Annotated in this window: 17 protein-coding genes; 12 read left to right on the top strand and 5 right to left on the bottom strand. The window is 39.4% G+C overall.

From position 1 onward, the window contains the following. Positions 1-58: 58 nt before the first annotated feature. Entirely contained in the window at positions 59-3499 is a 3441-nt protein-coding gene (locus tag I6F65_RS12575) for a PAS-domain containing protein (RefSeq protein ID WP_197113117.1), read from the bottom strand. A 414-nt stretch (positions 3500-3913) separates the two neighbouring features. Between I6F65_RS12575 and I6F65_RS12570 the strand changes: the two genes are divergently transcribed. From I6F65_RS12570 to I6F65_RS12515, 12 genes are all read left to right on the top strand, one after another. Then, positions 3914-4177 (top strand): DUF4212 domain-containing protein, encoded by a 264-nt coding sequence (locus I6F65_RS12570; RefSeq protein WP_007377498.1) that lies wholly within the window; start codon positions 3914-3916, stop codon positions 4175-4177. A 10-nt stretch (positions 4178-4187) separates the two neighbouring features. After that, entirely contained in the window at positions 4188-5912 is a 1725-nt protein-coding gene (locus tag I6F65_RS12565; protein WP_197113109.1) for a sodium:solute symporter family protein, read from the top strand. 125 nt (positions 5913-6037) lie between these two features. Next, entirely contained in the window at positions 6038-7876 is a 1839-nt protein-coding gene (locus tag I6F65_RS12560; RefSeq protein WP_166112214.1) for a DUF294 nucleotidyltransferase-like domain-containing protein, read from the top strand. Between the two features lie 15 nt (positions 7877-7891). Further along, complete coding sequence (locus I6F65_RS12555) at positions 7892-8515, top strand: 3'-5' exonuclease (RefSeq protein ID WP_197113108.1); 624 nt, start codon at positions 7892-7894, stop codon at positions 8513-8515. A gap of 144 nt (positions 8516-8659) precedes the next feature. Continuing rightward, a complete protein-coding gene (locus tag I6F65_RS12550; RefSeq protein ID WP_197113107.1) occupies positions 8660-9391 on the top strand; it encodes an SIMPL domain-containing protein in 732 nt (243 codons plus the stop codon). A gap of 182 nt (positions 9392-9573) precedes the next feature. Continuing rightward, positions 9574-10590 carry an erythrose-4-phosphate dehydrogenase gene (gene epd / locus I6F65_RS12545; protein WP_197113106.1) on the top strand — a complete coding sequence of 339 codons (1017 nt, stop codon included), beginning with the start codon at positions 9574-9576 and terminating at the stop codon, positions 10588-10590. Between the two features lie 69 nt (positions 10591-10659). Beyond that, positions 10660-11835, top strand: a complete 1176-nt coding sequence (locus tag I6F65_RS12540; RefSeq protein ID WP_166112232.1) for a phosphoglycerate kinase — start codon at positions 10660-10662, stop codon at positions 11833-11835. A gap of 207 nt (positions 11836-12042) precedes the next feature. After that, positions 12043-13107 (top strand): class II fructose-bisphosphate aldolase, encoded by a 1065-nt coding sequence (fba, locus tag I6F65_RS12535; protein WP_007377491.1) that lies wholly within the window; start codon positions 12043-12045, stop codon positions 13105-13107. 723 nt (positions 13108-13830) lie between these two features. Beyond that, the gene (gene phoB, locus I6F65_RS12530; RefSeq protein ID WP_024611530.1) at positions 13831-14520 is read left to right on the top strand and encodes a phosphate regulon transcriptional regulator PhoB; all 690 of its coding nucleotides are present in this window, start codon (positions 13831-13833) and stop codon (positions 14518-14520) included. A gap of 65 nt (positions 14521-14585) precedes the next feature. After that, entirely contained in the window at positions 14586-15902 is a 1317-nt protein-coding gene (gene phoR / locus I6F65_RS12525) for a phosphate regulon sensor histidine kinase PhoR (RefSeq protein ID WP_166112235.1), read from the top strand. Between the two features lie 106 nt (positions 15903-16008). After that, the gene (locus I6F65_RS12520) at positions 16009-16977 is read left to right on the top strand and encodes a PstS family phosphate ABC transporter substrate-binding protein (protein ID WP_024611528.1); all 969 of its coding nucleotides are present in this window, start codon (positions 16009-16011) and stop codon (positions 16975-16977) included. 395 nt (positions 16978-17372) lie between these two features. Then, positions 17373-17537: a hypothetical protein gene (locus I6F65_RS12515; protein WP_197113105.1), complete on the top strand. Its 165-nt coding sequence runs from the start codon at positions 17373-17375 to the stop codon at positions 17535-17537. Positions 17538-17614: 77 nt separating this feature from the next. Here the strand turns inward: I6F65_RS12515 and I6F65_RS12510 are convergent, their stop codons facing one another. From I6F65_RS12510 to folK, 4 genes are read right to left on the bottom strand one after another with little or no spacing between them, the layout of a single operon-like run. After that, positions 17615-17851: a hypothetical protein gene (locus I6F65_RS12510; RefSeq protein ID WP_197113103.1), complete on the bottom strand. Its 237-nt coding sequence runs from the start codon at positions 17849-17851 to the stop codon at positions 17615-17617. 34 nt (positions 17852-17885) lie between these two features. Further along, the gene (gene panC, locus I6F65_RS12505) at positions 17886-18734 is read right to left on the bottom strand and encodes a pantoate--beta-alanine ligase (protein WP_024611525.1); all 849 of its coding nucleotides are present in this window, start codon (positions 18732-18734) and stop codon (positions 17886-17888) included. Beyond that, positions 18734-19528, bottom strand: a complete 795-nt coding sequence (gene panB, locus I6F65_RS12500) for a 3-methyl-2-oxobutanoate hydroxymethyltransferase (RefSeq protein ID WP_197113100.1) — start codon at positions 19526-19528, stop codon at positions 18734-18736. Before panB ends, panC begins: the two co-directional genes overlap by 1 nt. Before the next feature lie 31 nt (positions 19529-19559). Beyond that, entirely contained in the window at positions 19560-20045 is a 486-nt protein-coding gene (folK, locus tag I6F65_RS12495; protein ID WP_166112244.1) for a 2-amino-4-hydroxy-6-hydroxymethyldihydropteridine diphosphokinase, read from the bottom strand.

Raw genomic sequence — 20045 nt, 5'->3', positions numbered from 1 at the left:
GTATTGATACTGGGCTTTTTGTTTTGTGCCGGTAAAAGTTAGCTAATAGTTATTGGTATTAAGTACTGTGGTTAAGCAGTGCTTTTAGTTTGCCTGGTTTAATTGGCTTACTTAAATAATGAATATTGGCGGCTTTGGTTTCTTGTTTAAGCTCTGTGTCGCGCACTGCTGTAATTAAAATAGCAGGTACTTGGCTTTGCCATATTTCACGTAGAGTTTTAATAAGCGTTATGCCATCGCAGTCATTACCTAATTGGTAGTCCATTAAAATAACATCGGGTGCGCCGTTTTCTTTAGCGTGCCTTAGTACCGTATCTACATTATCAAATAGTGTGTAATTAGCCTGCCATTTTTTAAGTAAACTTGCCATTGCAGCTAGGTTTTCGGGGTCGTCGTCTACGGCTACAATATTAATTGCAGCGCGGTTTTCTATTAAGTTACTTGCTGTTGGCTTTTGTTGTACAAATTGTACATCGCCGTAGGGCACCTCAATACTAAAGCGGCTGCCTTTATTGGGCTCTGAATGTACGTCTAGCGGTAAACTTAGTAGGTCTGCCATTCGTTTTACTACGCCAAGTCCTAAGCCAACGCCTTTGTTATCACCCGATTCTACGCGATAAAAGTCGTTAAATATTTTGGCTTGTTCTACTTCACTAATGCCAGGTCCTGTATCCCATACTTCTATGCGTAAATTATGCTTACGGTTTCTACAGGCAATCAATACACGGCCGTTATCGGTATATTTAACCGCATTAGACACCAAGTTTTGAATAATTCGGCGCAAATAGGTTATATCGCTGTGCACAACCTGATGGTTTGAACGTACACCTAATTTAAGGCCTTTATCGCTTGATAAAATAGCGTATTCACTTTGCAGTGGCGCTAAAATATCTTCAATGTAAAAGTGGCGTGGGGTAGGGGTCATAGCACCTTGTTCTAGCTTGGCTATTTCAAGCAGTGCCGACATTAAATGCACGGTTGAGTCGAGGCTATCACCGAGTTTATCAAAGTTGTTTTGGTTGGTGCTATCGAGCTGTTTTTCGTCAATGGCGGCAAGGTATAAACGCGCTGCATTTAATGGCTGTAAAATGTCGTGACTCGCTAATGCTAAAAAGCGTGTTTTACTGTCGTTTGCTTGCTCTGCTTCACGCTTGGCTAAAGTAAGTGCTTGCTCGGTTTGTATACGGCTATCTATTTGTGCTTGTAGGTCTTTATTAATGGTTTGTACTTCTTGAGTACGCGCTTCTATGCGGTTTTCAAGATCCATATTTACTTCTTCAAGCGCATTTTGCGTACTTATGTGATTAGTAATATCTGAAAAGCTGGTAACAAATCCGCCATCGGGCAGTGGATTACCTATCATTTCGTATACTTGCCCATTACGACGATGACGAATAAAGTGATGCGAGCTACCGTATTTTAAATGCTGTACACGTTTTTCTACTTGGCGTTCTATTTCACCTGGGCCACATTCACCCCGGTTAGCGTTGTATCTTATAATGTCTTCTATGGGTTGACCTACTTCTAAAAATCCCTCTGGGTAGCCAAACATTTCGCCGTAACGCTTATTCCATGCAACTAGTTTTAAATCTTTATCGACAACAGAAATACCATGGCTTAAATTTTCAAGCGATGTAAACAATAGGTTTTGGTTAAATTGCAGGGCTTGTGTGGTTTCGTCAAAAAAGTTTACCACTTCTTCAAATGCCATACGTTTACCCGACGAAACCGTGTGTATTAATGCTTGCGCTGATGACGCACCTAATACGCCCGTTAATGCGCGTTCGCAATAAGCAATAAACTCTGGCTCTGGGTGGGCGTTGTTATCGTTTAAGTGATGAGCGAGTGCGTAATGTGCCAATACTTGTTGGCTACGCTGAATACCTAAAAATGTTTGTAGTAGTATTTTAAAGTCGTAAACAGTGGCTTTTACGTCTTTATTTAAACGTCTTGATAAAATAGCCTGATCTTTTGGATTAACAAATGCAGCAGCCTGAATTTTATCAATTAAGCGCTCTTCAGCCCCTAACGAAAAGCTAATATAACAACCAATATTAGCAAATAAGGCAATGAGCGTACCGCGTGTAATTAATGTTTGTTGCAGCTCACTATTTAGCGTGTTTCCTGCATCTAAAATTGGCAGCATTAAAAAAAGTATCCAGCAAATAAAGCCTGCTAATAACCCCGCATAAACCCCATAAGCATGGCCTTTTCGCCAATATAAACCGCCCACAATAGCGGGTAATAATTGAGTAACAAGCGAAAAAGCAACTAAGCCCATACTTGCCAGTGCACTGCTATGACCAAACCATTGCTGATAAAAGTAAGCCAAAATTAATATACCGGCAATGGTAAAGCGCCTAACCAGTAAAATTTGCGATTTGTAACTGGTGGTTATTAAGTTACGTTTAAATTTACGGCGGAGTATAAGTGGCAGCACTACGTCGTTTGAGATCATGGTGCTTAACGTAAGCGTTGCGACCACAATCATTGCGGTTGCGGCCGACAAACCACCTATAAATACAAAGGTGGTTAAAAAGGCGTTGTCGTTAATTAACGGTAGGGCAAGTACAAAGCTGTCGGGTGAATAGCCGCTGCCAATTTCAGGATGAATTGCCGCAGTCGCAATAGGTAAAATCATTGCGGCTGTTAGTAGTAAATACAGCGGAAAAGCCCAGCGAGCGGTAAGCAAATGGCGTTTATTTTGATTGTCGACCACCGTTACATGAAATTGACGAGGCAAACATATAATTGCCGCAGCGGCCATTAACGACTGACCGATAAAGTTAAAATTAAAAAAGTTAAAGTCGCTCCAATGCGCCCAAATCGACTCAGTTACTTTGTTTTCAGTGGCTTCGGGTAAATTAAATAAGGTAAATATTGCAAGCCCTGCTACCGCTACAAGTGCAATAAGTTTAATCATTGACTCAAACGCTACGGCAAGCATTAAACCCGAGCGATATTCGGTTACATCAACCTTGCGGGTACCAAAAAATATTGCAAATAATGCCATAATTAATGTTGCCGAAAGCGCGAGCATATCGCCCGATATTTTAGTACTACTTTGCAGCAGTAAAAAGCTAGTACTGAGCGCTTTTAATTGCAGTGCAATATAGGGAATAGTTGCCAGTAACGCGATTACAGTAACCATAATTGCGGTAGTTTGGCGTTTACCATAACGAGCTGAAATAAAGTCGGCAATGGTCGTAATATTTTGTTTTTTACTTACCAATACCAGTTTACGTAAAAACCCTTGCCCGAAAAAAAACAACAATGCAGGACCAAGCAAAATAGGCAAATAGCTCCAACTACTTGTGGCAGCTGTACCCACCGACCCGTAATAAGTCCACGAAGTACAATAAATTCCTAACGAAAGCGAATACACAAAGGGATGGTGGCTAATGCGCTTTGCTAAAGGTGTTGTTTTATCGCCCCAGTTGGCAAGCCAAAACAGCACACCTATATATCCTAAAGCGACAATAATGAGTACGGCAGTCATGTTGTTTTTTAACCTTATTATTTAAATTTACACTCGGACATAGCGAGTACCTACACAATACCAGAACTGAGGTTAAGTGTGAGGGTTGAATTTAAAGTAAAGTTTTAATTTTAAAGCTATCTTATTGAATACTAATAATAAAAATAAAGTAAGGTAAAGCATTAGACTAATGTCGTATTAATCAACAAGTTATAGGTTTAGCAAAAAAGCCAATGTGCGATATTTACTTAACCAGTTGAAATTAAATAAAAATACGAACTTTATCGTCAATGGTTAAATGCAGTTTACGTAAACGTTAACAAGCTGTTACGACCATAGTCTCAATTCAATATTTAAGCAGCATTGCTAAATTGGTTAACGAAGATAAAAAACCACTCATTACAATATTGTGATGCTTAAAGGGGAAAAATAAAAATGGCTTTTAAAGATGAAGAACAAGCAAAAGCTTATTGGGCAGAAAACATTTCGCTGTTATTTAAACTGTTAGCAGTGTGGTTTATTGTGTCTTTTGGGTTTGGCATATTACTGGTTGATGTACTTAATGAAGTACGTTTTTTTGGGTTTAAACTTGGCTTCTGGTTCGCCCAGCAAGGCGCGATTTATACCTTTGTTGCTTTGATTTTTGTGTACGTTTTCAAAATGAATACGTTAGATAAAAAATATGGCGTAGACGAATAGGAGCTAAGCAATGGATGTTCAAACACTCACGTTTTTAATTGTTGGTTTAAGCTTTGCGCTTTATATCGGCATAGCAATTTGGGCTCGAGCGGGTTCAACTAAAGAGTTTTATGTAGCGGGCGGCGGCGTACCTCCTCTTGCTAATGGTATGGCAACGGCTGCTGATTGGATGAGCGCCGCGTCGTTTATTTCAATGGCGGGTATTATTTCGTTTGCAGGTTACGATGGCAGCGTTTACTTAATGGGGTGGACAGGTGGTTATGTACTATTAGCCATGTGTTTAGCGCCTTACTTACGTAAATTCGGCAAGTTTACTGTGCCAGACTTTATTGGCGACCGTTACTATTCACGCACTGCGCGTTTAGTGGCAATTGTATGTGCCATATTCATTTGTTTTACTTACATTGCAGGGCAAATGCGTGGTGTAGGCGTCGTATTTTCACGCTTTTTAGAAGTAGAAATTGAAACTGGTGTTTACATTGGTATGGTGATTGTATTCTTTTATGCGGTACTTGGCGGCATGAAAGGCATTACCTACACACAAGTAGCGCAGTATTGTGTGCTTGTATTTGCATACCTAGTACCAGCCATTTTTATCTCGATGATGATGACGGGTCACTTCTTCCCACAAACCGGTTTTGGTGCCACGTTAATTGGCAGCGATGGCGTGTACGTACTTGATAAACTAGACGGCTTAAGTGCTGAACTTGGTTTTGCGCAATACACCGAAGGCTCTAAGAGCATGATTGATGTGTTCGCTATTACGGGTGCGTTAATGGTAGGTACTGCGGGTTTACCACATGTAATTGTTCGCTTTTTCACGGTACCTCGCGTAAAAGACACGCGTATTTCTGCAGCATGGACATTAGTGTTCATTGCGATTGTTTATACCACAGCACCAGCGGTAGCCGCTTTTGCTCGCGTAAACATGGTTGATACCATAAATGGTAAAGACGGTAGCGGTACAGCTTACGCAGAAGCACCAGGGTGGATTAAAAACTGGGAACGCACAGGTTTAATTACATTTGATGATAAAAACGGCGATGGCAAAATGTTCTACACGGCGGGTAAAATCACCGATCCGAACAGTGCTAACGAAGTAAACGTAGACCGCGACATTATGGTATTAGCTAATCCAGAAATTGCTAACTTACCAGCATGGGTAATCGCACTTGTAGCTGCAGGTGGTATTGCCGCTGCATTGTCTACAACAGCCGGTTTACTACTGGTTATTTCGACCTCCGTTTCGCACGATTTACTCAAGCGAACCCTTAAGCCCGATATTACCGACAAGCAAGAGTTACTTGCAGCGAGGTTGGCAGCCATGGTCGCTATTGTTATCTCCGCGTACTTTGGTATTAACCCGCCTGGATTTGTGGCATCGGTAGTGGCATTTGCATTCGGCTTGGCGGCAGCGAGTTTCTTCCCAGCAATTATTATGGGTATATTCTCTAAAACAATGAACCGCGAAGGCGCCATTGCAGGCATGGTAACGGGTATTGGCTTTACCGCTGCGTATATCATTTTCTTCAAGTTTGTTAGCCCAGAGCTAAACAGCCCTGAAAACTGGTTTTTAGGTATTTCGCCTGAAGGTATTGGTCTAATTGGTATGATTATTAACTTTGCAGTTGCTGCAATTGTTCTTAAGTTTACTAAACCTACACCAGTTGAAATTCAAGAAATGGTTGAAAGCATTCGTAACCCTAAAGGGTCTGCAGAAGCGCACGACCACTAGGCTACAATTTATAGATATAGTTTAGATAACATAAAGCACCAAAAGCCCGACTTTAGTCGGGCTTTTTATTTGTTTAATAAATAAGTACATTAGATTGGTACATCACCATTTAAAGAGCGAATACAATGAGTGTAGAACAACAAGAAATAGCCCAATACGTTTGTTTGCAAGCGCCTTTTACTATGCTTGATAGCAGCGCATACGAATATTTTGTAAATCATCTTGATATTATTTACCTCACCCGCGAAAACCAAACTCAGTGGTTACAAAGTGAAAACCCTAAACTGTTTTTAATTCGCTCTGGTTTGTATGACCTAGTTGATGGCAAGGGCGATGTTGTTACACGCTTGGCGCAAGGTGATTATTTTGGTTTTCCGTCGCTGTTAACCGGCGAGGCAATTCAAAATAGGTTAGAAGTACAAAAAGAGGGCATTGTGTATATGCTCTCTCAAACGCACTTTGATTTTTTACGCAGAGAATATAAATCGTTTGAGCAATACTTTGTACGCGCTCATGCTAACCGGTTGTTGTCATCGCATTATAAAAGTAAAAACGATAGTTGGTCTGAGCGTAAAATATCAGAGCTGATGACCCGCACCGCCATTACGCTTACGCCCGATGCAAGTATTAGGCAAAGTGCTAAAAAAATGAAAGAGCATGGCGTATCGTCAATAATGATAACGCAGCACGCGCACTTAGTAGGGGTAGTAACCGACCGCGACTTACGTAATCGAGTACTTGCCGACGAGGTAGATCCACAAGATGCAGTAAGCAGTATTATGACCGCCAAGCCCAAGTTTATATTTGAAAATAACCGGGTGTTTTCGGCGCTGCACTTAATGCTTAAATATAATATTCATCATTTACCCGTGCTTGACGAAAGTCACAACCCGATAGGGATGATAACCAGCACCGATTTACTGCGCCAACAAAAAAGCGACCCCGTACAGCTTATTGGGCGCATATATAAAGCGCATACTGTTACTGATTTAAAGCGCTACGCAAAAGAAATCCCCGAACTACTGCGTAGTTTTTCGTACAATATTGACGACATATCGCTCATTGGTAAATTACTCAGTGGTTTAACCGATGCGCTTACATCGCGCCTTATTCACTTATTTCAAGAAGAGCATGGCGCAGCGCCAACCAGCTTTAGTTTTATTTGCTTTGGCTCGCAAGCACGCGAAGAACAAACCCTGCATTCAGATCAAGATAACGGCTTATTACTCCCTAACGACTTAACCCCCGAACAACACGCTTACTTTAAAAGCATGGGAGAGTTTGTATGTGAAAACTTAGTTGAGTGCGGCATTAGGCGTTGCCCAGGTAATATTATGGCAAGCAGCGATGAGTGCCGAATGAGCGTAAACGACTGGAGCGAGCGCTTTTTTAAATGGATAAAAAGCCCCACACCCAATGCAATGCTTAACTGTAAGATATTTTTTGACCTGCGATTTATTGAAGGTTCAAACGCTTTATACACGGCTTTTTGCGAGCAATTAATTCGTATATCGCGTAACGATTTGTTTTACGCTGCTATGGCAACTGACATAAGTAACAACAACGTACCTATTGGTTTATTTAATAAATTTAAAACCGAAAAAACAGATAAAAACGACAAATACATAGATTTAAAAAAACGCGGCGTGGTGATCATAAACGACATAGTACGTTTATACGCTTTAAAAGCGGGTATTAAGCGCGCCAACACGCAAGAGCGATTAGACGCACTACTAAAACACAAACTGATCAGCAAAGAAGATATATACAACCTAAAAGATTGCTGGCGATTTTTAACGCAGCTTCGCTTGAGTACACAAATAAACGAAGAAGGCTTACCAAGTAATTGTATTAATCCTAATAAATTAAACTCACTAGAACGCCATCAACTAAAAGAAGCGTTTTACCTTGTTAAACAAGCGCAGCAAGCCGCCGCGTTTAAGTTTGCTCGCGGCAGTTTATAATAATGGATTACTAACATGGTTAAAAAGCTGCTCACTCGGTATTTAAAGCGCCGTAAATTATTAGGTAAAAATGCCTTACAACAACGTTATTTGGTGATTGATTTAGAGCTCACTGGGCTTGATGCAAAACAGCACGAAATTGTATCGGTAGCGTGGGTGATAATAGATAACCAATGTATAAAAATGAGCGAGTCGCAGCACCTTATAAATAAAGACGTAAAAAGCCTTGAGCAAAGTCCTGTTTTTCATGGAATTAGCGACGATGCTATAGCAAAAGGGCTAAGCCTAAACAGTATATTAACGCAGTTAAGTAGCCACTTTAGTGATTGTATTTTAGTATTTCATAATGCCATGCTCGATTGGGGGTTTTTAAAAATAGCGCTTAAAAATGCCAATATAACTATACGTCCTAAACTCATAATCGACACACTCCATATTGAGAAAAAGCGCTTACTGCATCATTCATCTGAAATAAAACAAGATGATTTAACCCTTAATGCTTGCCGCACACGTTATGAGTTACCAAGCTATCATTGCCATCATGCGTTAACCGATGCACAAGCCACCGCCGAGTTACTGCTAGCCCAGTGCCATCAAATAAGCCGTGGTAAAGAGCTAAAAGTAGGTGAGTTGACGTAGAGGACAGCAACACCCAGCGATAAAATACCTTATCGGTTAACACCGAGGTTTAATGGTAAGCAGTTTACTTTTATTGTTATTCGTATGATTATAGGTACGGTTACGGAGTCATTATTTAACTAATTATCATTTCAAGGAACGAATATGAAACTTATCACTACTATTTTTCTAACATTATTCCCACTTATCACTTTTGCTAATTCAAGCTTACCTGCTAATCGTCATATTGCAGTACAGGGCACTGCGGAGGTATTAGCAAAGCCCGATATGGCTGAGATTTCTTTTGAAGTAATAAGCTTTAAAGACAAATCACTTGATGCTAAACGTGATGTTGATGATCGAGTAAACTTGCTACTTAAAGGTTTAAGCAAGTTCGGTGTTAAGGAGACTGATGTTTCTGCTACAAGCCTGTTAACTTACAATGATGACGACAAGTTTAATGTCGAGAGCGGTACAGCAATTAATGCAGGATATGTAGCAACAAGAACACTTAAAGTAACATTAAGAAATATTGAAAAGTTGAATGATTTTATCGATTTTGCATTAAGTGTAAAAATTAATGAACTGACGAATATTGAGCTTATGTCTTCAAAATTCGCGCAGTTAGAAGCACAAGCAACACAAGGCGCAATAGATAACGCTATAGTTAAAGGGAGCGAGCTTGCTAAAGCATTTGGCGCAGAGCTTGGGAAAATTTACAGTATTAATTCAAATTCTAACCGTTCAAGTTATGGTTATGGCGCAGATAATTTTGAGAGAATAGTTGTAACCGGTTCTAAAGTTACTAGAAATCCATTTGAACAAGGCAGGTACCTGCAAGAAACTATTACATTTAAATCATCAATAAATGTGGTGTTTGATTTAAACGTAAAATAAGAAACGCGATAAGTAGGCAATAAATGAATTTAAATTTTAGATATATAAATGTTTAGTTATAACGATAATTTAAAGTTTCTAATATTACCCTCTTATAATAATACTCAAGGTCGATTACAATACTGCCATCAAAAAGGCAAATAGCCTTTATCTGCACGCTAAAAGAGTGGATTTTATATTTCATGGCAATCAAACTTGCAATTAATGGTTTTGGTCGTATTGGTCGAAATATTGTCCGCGCGTTATACGAGTCAGGTTTAAGCGACGTTATAAAAATTGTCGCGATTAACGAACTTGCTGACCCTGAAGCTATTGCTCATTTATTAAAATACGACACATCCCACGGTCGTTTTTCTTTCCCTGTAAAACTTGGCGAAGACACCATTCGTGTTGCAGGCGATACCATTGCACTTTTTTGTGAAGAAAACCCCATTGAATTACCTTGGCAAACACTCGATGTAGATGTTGTACTTGAATGTACGGGCGTTTATCACTCGCGTGAACACGCACAGTTGCACATTACAGCAGGCGCTAAAAAAGTGTTGTTTTCGCATCCGGCCGATAACGATGTTGATGCCACTATTGTATATGGTATTAACGACGATGAGCTTAAAAGCGAGCATACAATTGTGTCTAACGGCTCGTGCACTACTAACTGTGTAGTGCCGGTTATTAAAGTATTAGATGATGCGTTTGGTATTGAGTCGGGCGCTATTACCACTATTCATGCGTCGATGAACGATCAACAAGTGATTGATGGTTATCATCATGATTTACGCCGTACTCGCGCCGCCAGCCAATCTATTATTCCGGTAGATACAAAATTAGCGCGTGGTATAGACCGCATATTACCTAAATTTAAAGGTCGTTTTGAGGCAATTGCTGTACGAGTTCCGACTATAAATGTAACGGCAATGGATTTAAGTGTAACGGTTAATACCGATGTAGATTTAAGTGCGGTAAATAATGCACTTAAAGCACAAGCGAAAGACCGCCTTGAAGGTATTTTAAGTTATACCGAAGAGCCATTAGTATCGGTTGATTTTAATCACGATCCGCATTCTTGTATTATTGATGGCACACAAACGCGCGTTAGTCACAAACGATTAATAAAGCTGTTGGTATGGTGTGATAATGAATGGGGTTTTGCTAATCGTATGCTCGACACTGCACGTGCTATGATGGCAACAAAGCTGTAATTTTATTTATTAATATTATAATTTTAAACATATATTTTAAGTTCAGTATCGTTAACTAAGGAGATGTTCATGTCAGTCATAAAAATGGCAGATTTAGATTTAAACGGCAAGCGCGTATTAATTCGTGAAGATTTAAATGTACCAATTAAAGCAGGTAAAGTGACGTCAGATGCGCGTATTCGTGCAGCACTACCTACTATTAAATTAGCCCTTGAAAAAGGCGCTAAAGTAATGATTATGTCTCACCTTGGTCGTCCTACAGAAGGCGAGTATGACGAAGCGTTTTCGCTTGCGCCTGTAGTTGATTACTTAAACGATGCGCTTGAACAAACTGTACGTTTAGAAAAAGATTACCTAAACGGTGTTGATGTTGCCGATAACGAAGTTGTTGTGTTTGAAAATGTGCGCTTTAACAAAGGCGAGAAAAAAGACGACGAAGCGTTATCTAAACAACTTGCAGCACTGTGTGATGTTTACGTAATGGATGCATTTGGTACGGCTCACCGTGCACAAGCGTCTACGCATGGCGTTGGTTTGTTTGCAGATGTTGCGTGTGCTGGTCCGTTGTTATCGGCTGAACTTGAAGCATTAGGCAAGGCACTTGATAACCCAGCTCGTCCTTTAGTGGCAATCGTAGGCGGTTCAAAAGTATCTACTAAGTTAACTGTTTTAGATTCACTTTCTAAAATTGTTGACCAACTAGTTACTGGTGGCGGTATTGCTAATACCTTTATTGCAGCGTCAGGTCATCCTGTTGGTAAGTCGCTTTATGAGGCTGATTTAATGGATGAAGCAAACCGTTTATGTGCAGCAGCTGTTGCTAATAATGGTGAAATTCCGGTACCGACCGACGTAGTAGTTGGTAATGAGTTTTCGGAATCTGCTGTAGCTACGCTTAAAGATGTAAGCGAAGTGACAAGCGACGATATGATTTTTGATATTGGCCCTGATACAGCGAGCAAGCTTGCAAAAATTATTGCAAATGCGGGCACTGTTGTATGGAATGGTCCTGTTGGCGTATTTGAGTTTGACCAGTTTGGTAATGGTACTCGTGCTATTGCACAAGCTATCGCTAACTCAAATGCGTTTTCGATTGCTGGTGGCGGTGATACCCTAGCCGCAATTGATAAATACGGTATTAGCGACAAAATATCTTATATTTCTACCGGTGGTGGTGCGTTCTTAGAGTTTTTAGAAGGCAAAAAACTTCCTGCTGTTGAAATGCTAGAATCACGCGCTAAGTAATTTATTTTACTTAGGCGTAAGCGGGTGGGGTTTACTCCACCTGCGACAATTAATTATTAAATACCTCTCACCCTAATTTAATAGTTAATTTATACGGAATTTTACTGCAAAGCAGTGGTTTTTCGTGGCGTTGTAGTAACGCCAAACTAACACATCCGTTCAAACTAGATGGTAGGGAACTACTGTCGATAAATTGGAGAATACCCAATGGCTTTAATCAGTATGCGACAACTTTTAGATCATGCAGCAGAGCATGGTTATGGCGTACCTGCTTTTAACGTTAATAACCAAGAGCAAATGCGCGCGATAATGGAAGCGGCTGACAAAACAAACAGCCCAGTAATCGTTCAAGGATCAGCTGGCGCTCGTGCCTACGCTGGTGCTCCATTTATCCGTCATATGATTTTAGCAGCCGTTGAAGAATGGCCACATATCCCAGTTGTAATGCACCAAGATCACGGCACATCGCCAGGTGTATGCCAACGTTCAATTCAGCTTGGTTTTTCATCTGTAATGATGGATGGCTCATTAATGAGCGATGGTAAAACCCCTTCAAGCTACGAATACAATGTAGAAGTAACGCGCGAAACTGTTGCTATGGCGCATGCCTGTGGCGTATCGGTTGAAGGCGAGCTAGGTGTATTAGGTTCACTTGAAACAGGTGAAGCTGGCGAAGAAGATGGCGTTGGTGCAGAAGGTATATTAACTACTGAGCAAATGCTAACAGACCCTGAAGAAGCCGCTGACTTTGTAAATAAAACTCACGTTGATGCACTTGCAATTGCCTGTGGTACATCGCATGGTGCTTATAAATTTACACGTCCACCAACCGATGACATTTTAGCAATTGACCGTATTAAAGCGATTCATGCGCGTATTCCTAACACGCATTTAGTTATGCATGGTTCGTCTTCTGTTCCACAAGAATGGTTAGAAATTATTAATCAGTACGGTGGCGAAATTCCAGAAACTTACGGCGTACCTGTTGAGCAAATTGTTGAAGGTATTAAGTTTGGTGTTCGCAAAGTAAATATTGATACCGATTTACGTTTAGCATCTACTGGTGCAATTCGTCGTCATATGGCGCTAAATCCATCTAACTTCGATCCGCGTAAATACCTAGCCGAAGCGACTAAAGCAATGACAGAAATTTGTGTTGCACGCTACAACTCGTTTGGTACCTCTGGTCAGGCTAGTAAAATTAAGCCAATTTCACTTGATGAAATGCACCTTAAGTATTTAAGCGGTGAGCTAGACCCTAAAATTAGATAATTGATCATTTTATAACTGATCATTTTTAAAGCCAGTAACTTAGTTGCTGGCTTTTTTAATGCTTGTAACTTTATCTTACAGATTACACTTGTGAGATCACTGCATTACTAACGTTGTATTTTGGGATCACGCATTTACTAACATAAGTAATTTGGGATCATTACTTTACTAAGTAAAATACACATTGACGGTATTTTAAGCTTTAAAATAATCTGATCGTTATATGTTTGTATAAACAATCAACAGTTTAGATGTTTGACTAGGTACAACTCTGATCTGTAAATAGATCAGCTTGGTAAAAATCTGATCTTTTATTATGGGCTTAGTAAAATACAGATCTATTTTTGTACATGTTGATGCTTATACAAGCGTGTTTATCGGTTTCAAATTGTGTTTAAAGCTATTTTTTAAACAATCGATCAGTTAAAAAAGTATGGTTAGTAAAATATTGATCCCAGTAAATAAGCTTTATTTAGCAACATATAGAAAGAGGTAGGGTGGCTAAATTTATAAAAAGTCTTTGTTTATATAAATTTATCGCAAATCACTTTTTTACTGACTGAAATACTAAAAATGTTTAAAAATATGGTGTTAATGAGATTTATTGTCACTATTTTGTGTTTTTTTTACTATCATTTTCATTTACACGTTACACTTTCATAAAAATGTCATACTTAGTCATAATAATGAAAACTAATTCGATAGCGTAAGAGATAAATTGGAATGTCACGTAAAGTACTAGTCGTAGATGACGAAGCTCCTATTAGGGAGATGCTGGTTTTTGTTTTAGAGCAAAATGGATTTCAAGCAATTGAAGCAGAAGATTACGACTCTGCTATTGCTGCTATGGTTGAACCGTATCCTGATATGGTTTTACTTGATTGGATGTTACCAGGTGGTAGTGGTATTCAAATTGCTAAAAAATTCAAACAAAATGAACACACACGCCAAATACCAATTATTATGCTTACGGCACGCGGTGAAGAAGAAGACAAAGTACGCGGTCTTGAAGTAGGCGCAGATGATTACGTAACTAAGCCGTTCTCTCCTAAAGAACTTATGGCGCGTATTAAAGCGGTTATTCGCCGTGTATCGCCAACCTCATTAGAGGAAGCTATTGAAGTACATGGCTTACGCTTAGACCCAATCTCGCATCGTGTTACCTCAGAGGGTAATGAGCTTGATATGGGACCAACCGAGTTTAGATTACTGCACTTTTTTATGACCCACCCAGAGCGTGTTTATAGTCGTGAACAATTACTAGATCATGTATGGGGTACCAATGTGTATGTAGAGGATCGCACTGTTGATGTGCATATCCGTCGTTTACGTAAAGCAATTGGATCACTTGGACATGACCGTTTAGTACAAACTGTACGTGGTGCCGGTTATCGTTTTTCAAGTAAGCTGTGATCAGCTTAAAGCTTAGTTAATGTGTGAAATACGCATGTATTACTACTCTAAGGTAAAGTGAGTGTATGTATCGAGTTGTTAATAAACAGGCATTAGTAAAACGCCTGTTTATCTATTTTTTACCCTTACTATTAATTGGTGTGCTAGTTGGCGCACCATTTTTGCTTTTATTTTTAGGATCTTTTTCTCTTCTTGTTTGGCACTACCATCAACTTTATCGTTTGAGTGATTGGCTACTTAATCAACGTAGCTTTAATCCGCCTGAAGGTGAGGGGGCATGGGAGCAAGTGTTCGAAGGTATTTATCATCTGCAACATCGTAATCGTAAAAAACGTAATGAACTTGCCGATTTAATTCGCCGTTTTCGTGATGGTGCAGAAGCTGTACCTGATGCCGTTGTGGTGCTGCAAAACGATTTAAGTATTGTGTGGTGTAATCAACTTGCACTTAAAGTACTTGGTTTACAGTGGCCGGGGGATCATGGTCAGCGACTTGATAATTTAATACGCGAACCTAAGTTTGCTAAATATATGCACAAAGGCGAGTTTGACGATGCGCTTGAGCTTGATAATGGGCATGCTGTGGAGCAAGTACTTGAATTTAGGGTAATGCCATATGCTAGTACGCAGCTTATGGTGGTAGTGCGAGATGTAACGCGTTTAAAACAACTTGAGCAAATGCGTAAAGACTTTGTGGCAAATGTATCGCACGAACTTCGAACTCCACTAACGGTTATTGCCGGTTATCTTGAGATGATGGATGGCGATATGATGCCGCCACCGGCTATGTGGGGTAAAGCACAAAAAACAATGCTTGAGCAATGCAAACGGATGGATAGTTTAGTTAGCCAACTATTGTCGCTTTCGCGTATTGAAGGTGCACGCCGCCAAGATAACGATAAAGCAATTAATGTTCCCCAGTTACTTACTTATATTCAAACAGAAGCGCAATCAATCAATCAAGATAAAGCGCACGAACTTATTTTTGATATAGACACCTCTTTAGATATTAAAGGCTCTGAGGACGAATTACGCAGTGCATTTTCTAATTTAGTATTTAACGCTATTCATTACACAAAGCCTGGTGGCAAAGTAGAAGTGTGTTGGCAGCGTAAAAATAACAAAGCGTGCTTTAGTGTTATCGATAACGGTGATGGTATTGCAGCAGAGCATATTAACCGTTTAACTGAGCGTTTTTATCGAGTAGATAAAGCACGCAGTAGAACAACTGGTGGCTCCGGTTTAGGCTTAGCTATTACAAAGCATGTGTTAACACGCCACGATAGCCAATTAAATATTACGAGTGAAGTAGGTAAAGGATCGTGTTTTTCTTTTGAATTTTCAATGGATAAGATTGTTCCATTAACTAAAAAATTAAGCTAATCAGTCAAGTCATAAAAGTGTCATTTAAGAGTAATGTAACTGTCATGTACTCACTTTAAAGTGGGCACCAGTTACAAAATGGGACGAACAAACTGGAGAACCCACCATGAAATTTAAAAATTTAGTTGCCGCAATGGGTGTGGCTGTTACAACTTTCGTATCTGCTCAAGCTTTTGCTCTAGATCAAAATATTCCTGAGTATCAAAAAATTAGCGGTGTTTCAGGCAACTTTTCATCAGTAGGTTCAGATACTTTAGCCAACATGATGACGTTTTGGGCTGAAGAGTACAAACGTATTTACCCAAATGTAAATATTCAAATTCAGGCAGCAGGTTCTTCTACTGCTCCACCGGCACTTACCGAAGGTACAGCTAACCTTGGTCCTATGAGCCGTAAAATGAAATCAAAAGAAATCGAAGCGTTCGAAAAACGCTACGGCTACAAACCAACAGAAGTACGCGTAGCAATTGACGCACTAGCTGTTTATGTTCATAAAGACAACCCAATTGAAGGTCTTCGTATTGACCAAGTAGATGCTATTTTTTCATCTACTCGCAAATGTGGTGCGTCTGAGCAAGTAAATCGTTGGAGTGATGTTGGCTTAACAGGTAACTGGGCAGCAAGAGACATTCAGCTTTACGGACGTAACTCTGTATCGGGTACTTACGGTTACTTTAAAAAGAAAGCATTGTGTAAAGGTGACTTTCGTAACAACGTAAATGAGCAACCTGGTTCTGCATCAGTAGTACAGTCAATTTCATCGTCATTAAATGCAATTGGTTACTCTGGTATTGGTTATAAAACATCGGGTGTACGTACTGTACCACTTGCTAAAAAAGGCGATAACTTTGTTGATGCAACATTAGATAACGTTGCTAAAGGTAAATATCCGTTGTCTCGCTTTTTATATGTTTATGTAAACAAGCACCCAAATAAGCCGTTGTCTCCAATGGAAGCACAGTTCTTAAAAATGGTACTTTCAAAAGACGGTCAGCAAATTGTAGAAAAAGATGGTTATGTACCACTTTCTGCAAAGCTAGTAGAGGTAGAACTTAAAAAGCTTGGTTTAAATTAAACAAACCTTAATATAGCGAATATAAAAGCCAGTTAATGACATTCATTAACTGGTTTTTTTGTTTATAGTACATTTATTAAAAACGTGTTTTTTAAAGGCATCTGATTGATAGCCAATATAAATAAACTAATGCAGAGGTAATTACAGAGCTACTTTATTATAAATCCCACTTTGTAGTTAACTATCCTTTAGTGAATAAATCCTATCTAAAATACTTATCTTAAAAATCATTACTTTGGTAATAAAAAACAATTGTACAACTTTCCTAAAAACATAATTTCTATCGCATGGTAATTAATCACAGTGATGATTTTCTACGATTCAATAAATAGAGTTTTAGATATGAAGATTCTCGTTTTTTTAAAGCACAAGACGTTTTTAATGAGGATGGATCTTTGCAAACAGATGAAGATAAAATTTCATGGTTTGACTATTTTAGCCGAACCATTAATCGACTTATTTGGTGGGGTGAGGCAACAAAAGAGCACCGTTCATTAGTTGACCCACATAATATGATTAAAGACTTTAAAGCAACGCCGAGTGGACGTAACGCGCCTTAAATTTACATGCGGCGATGTTTAAGGCATAAAAAAACCGCCAACTAAGCGGTTTTTTAAAACTAAAAACAAAAACTAAATTATAAATTACCTAATTTTTCAGCTTGTACTTTACACTGATTATAGCTCTCAACACATTTACCAGAGCATACTTGTTGTTTTAAGCCTTCGCCAATTGATTGCTGTTCGCAGTTAGTTTCGCATTGATAGTTTTGTTGAGCACACTGGTTAAGTTCAGGGCTTTCTATTTGGTTTTGACAACCTGCTAAAACTAAAAAAGTAAGGGCGGCTACGCTTGTTTTAATTAAAGTTTGCATGCTTCTTATCCTTAAAAATAGAGTCGCAATAATATTAAATTTCGACCTGAATATTGTCGATCAATCTAACACCACCAAAATAGGCTGCGGCTAAAATCACAAATTGTGTATCATCGAGTGTAGCATTTTTTAATGTATCTCGTTGAGCTATCTCAAAATAGTCAGGTTTTAAACCTGCTTGAGCTAAATTATGTTTAGCTTCTTCTTCAAGTTTTACAAAGTCTTTATTGCCACTTTTTAGCTGCTCTGCACAAGTATTAAGTGCTTTAAATAATATAGTTGCAGTTGTTTTTTGCTCATCGGATAAATAACCATTACGCGAACTCATAGCAAGCCCAGATACTTCGCGCATGGTAGGCACACCAATTACTTCAACCGGAATTGATAAGTCGCGCGCCATGGTTTTAATAACTTGTAGTTGCTGAAAGTCTTTTTCACCAAAGCAGGCGTAGTCAGGTTGTACTAAGTTAAATAACTTAGTAACGACTGTTGCAACGCCTCTAAAATGACCTGGGCGAGAGCCACCACAGTAACCCAGCGAAATATCAGGTACATCCACAAAGCTTTGTGCACCTAATCCATTAGGATAAATAGTTTCTGTGCTTGGCGTAAATACTATATCTGTTCCGAGCTCCGCTAAACCTTGTTTATCTTCGTTTAACGTACGAGGGTAATTATCTAAATCTTCGTTAGCACCAAATTGCATTGGGTTAACAAAAATACTAACGACGACTTTATCTGCTAAGTTTTTTGCTTTTTCTACTAACGAAAAATGCCCGCGATGCAAGTTACCCATAGTTGGCACTAGTGCAACGCTAAGACCCGCTTGGCGCCATGCTTTAATTTGACTACGTAACGATCTGATTTCAGTTATTGATTGCATTATTTAAACTCGTGTTCAGCGCTTGGAAATGCGCCACTTTTAACATCGGTACAATACTTTTGAACTGCTTCAGGCATGTTGCCTGTTTCAAGTAAAAAGTTCTTAGAAAATTTAGGAATATACCCAGCTGAAATACCTACTAAGTCATGCATTACCAGTATTTGACCGTCTGTTAAGTTACCAGCGCCTATTCCTATAGTAGGAATGCTTATCGCATCGGTAATGCGTTTAGCAAGTGCACTTGGAATGCATTCTAGTACTAATAATTGCGCGCCAGCCGCTTCTAACGCTTTTGCATCTGCAATCATTTCAAGTGCTTTACTCTCTTCACGACCTTGTATTTTAAAGCCCCCAAATACGTGAACAGATTGCGGCGTAAGACCTAAATGCCCACATACCGGAATACCTTGTTGGGTAAGCGCTTGAATACTTTCGTAAAGCCATTCTCCGCCTTCAAGTTTTACCATATTAGCGCCTGCGCGCATTAGTTCTGCTGCATTTTTACAGGTATCGCTTACGCTTGAATAAGTCATGAAAGGTAAGTCCGCAATAACAAATAATTCGCGACTACCTGCGCGTACACAACGGGTATGATATGCAATATCTTGATTGGTCACGGCAAGCGTGTCATCGCCACCTTGAAGTACCATGCCCAAAGAGTCGCCGACTAAAATAACTTCAACGCCGTTATCATGAAATAACTTTGCAAAACTAGCGTCGTAGGCTGTTAATGCAGTAATTTTGTTATTTTCTGCTTTCATTTTGTTCAAAGTAGAAACGGTTATTTTAGACATAATATTCCTCGCAGGCATAAGCCTAGGTTAATTACAGAGGTAATTGTTGTAAGTCATTGAGCGGTAAATTATTTGCAATATCTTGCAATGCAACGCCGCTAGGTAAAATGAGTTTGGGTGCTAATTCTAACAATGGATACACTACAAACTCACGAACGTTCAAACCATAATGAGGCACTGTTAAGCGCGTGGTATTTATAATTTGATCGCCAAATAATAGGGTGTCTATATCAAGTGTACGTGGACCCCAACGCTCGGCTTTTCTAACTCGCCCATGTTCAAGCTCTATACTTTGTGTTAAATCCAGTAATTGCTCAGGCTCAAGGCTTGTTTTAATACATGCAACGGCGTTTATGTAATCGGGTTGATCTTGTGGGCCCATCGGTTTACTTGCATAGTAATGCGATACGCTTACAAACTCACAATCAGGCAGCTTTTTAAGCGCAGTTATTGCGTTATCAAGCTGCTCTTTTGGTGAGTTTAGATTGGCACCTAAACCCAAATAAACACAGTGCAT

This window comes from Pseudoalteromonas sp. SWXJZ94C, assembly GCF_015864385.1.
Taxonomy (GTDB): Bacteria; Pseudomonadota; Gammaproteobacteria; order Enterobacterales; family Alteromonadaceae; genus Pseudoalteromonas.
The sequence above is the reverse complement of the archived record's forward strand: the minus strand, read 5'-3'. Positions and strand labels throughout refer to the sequence as shown.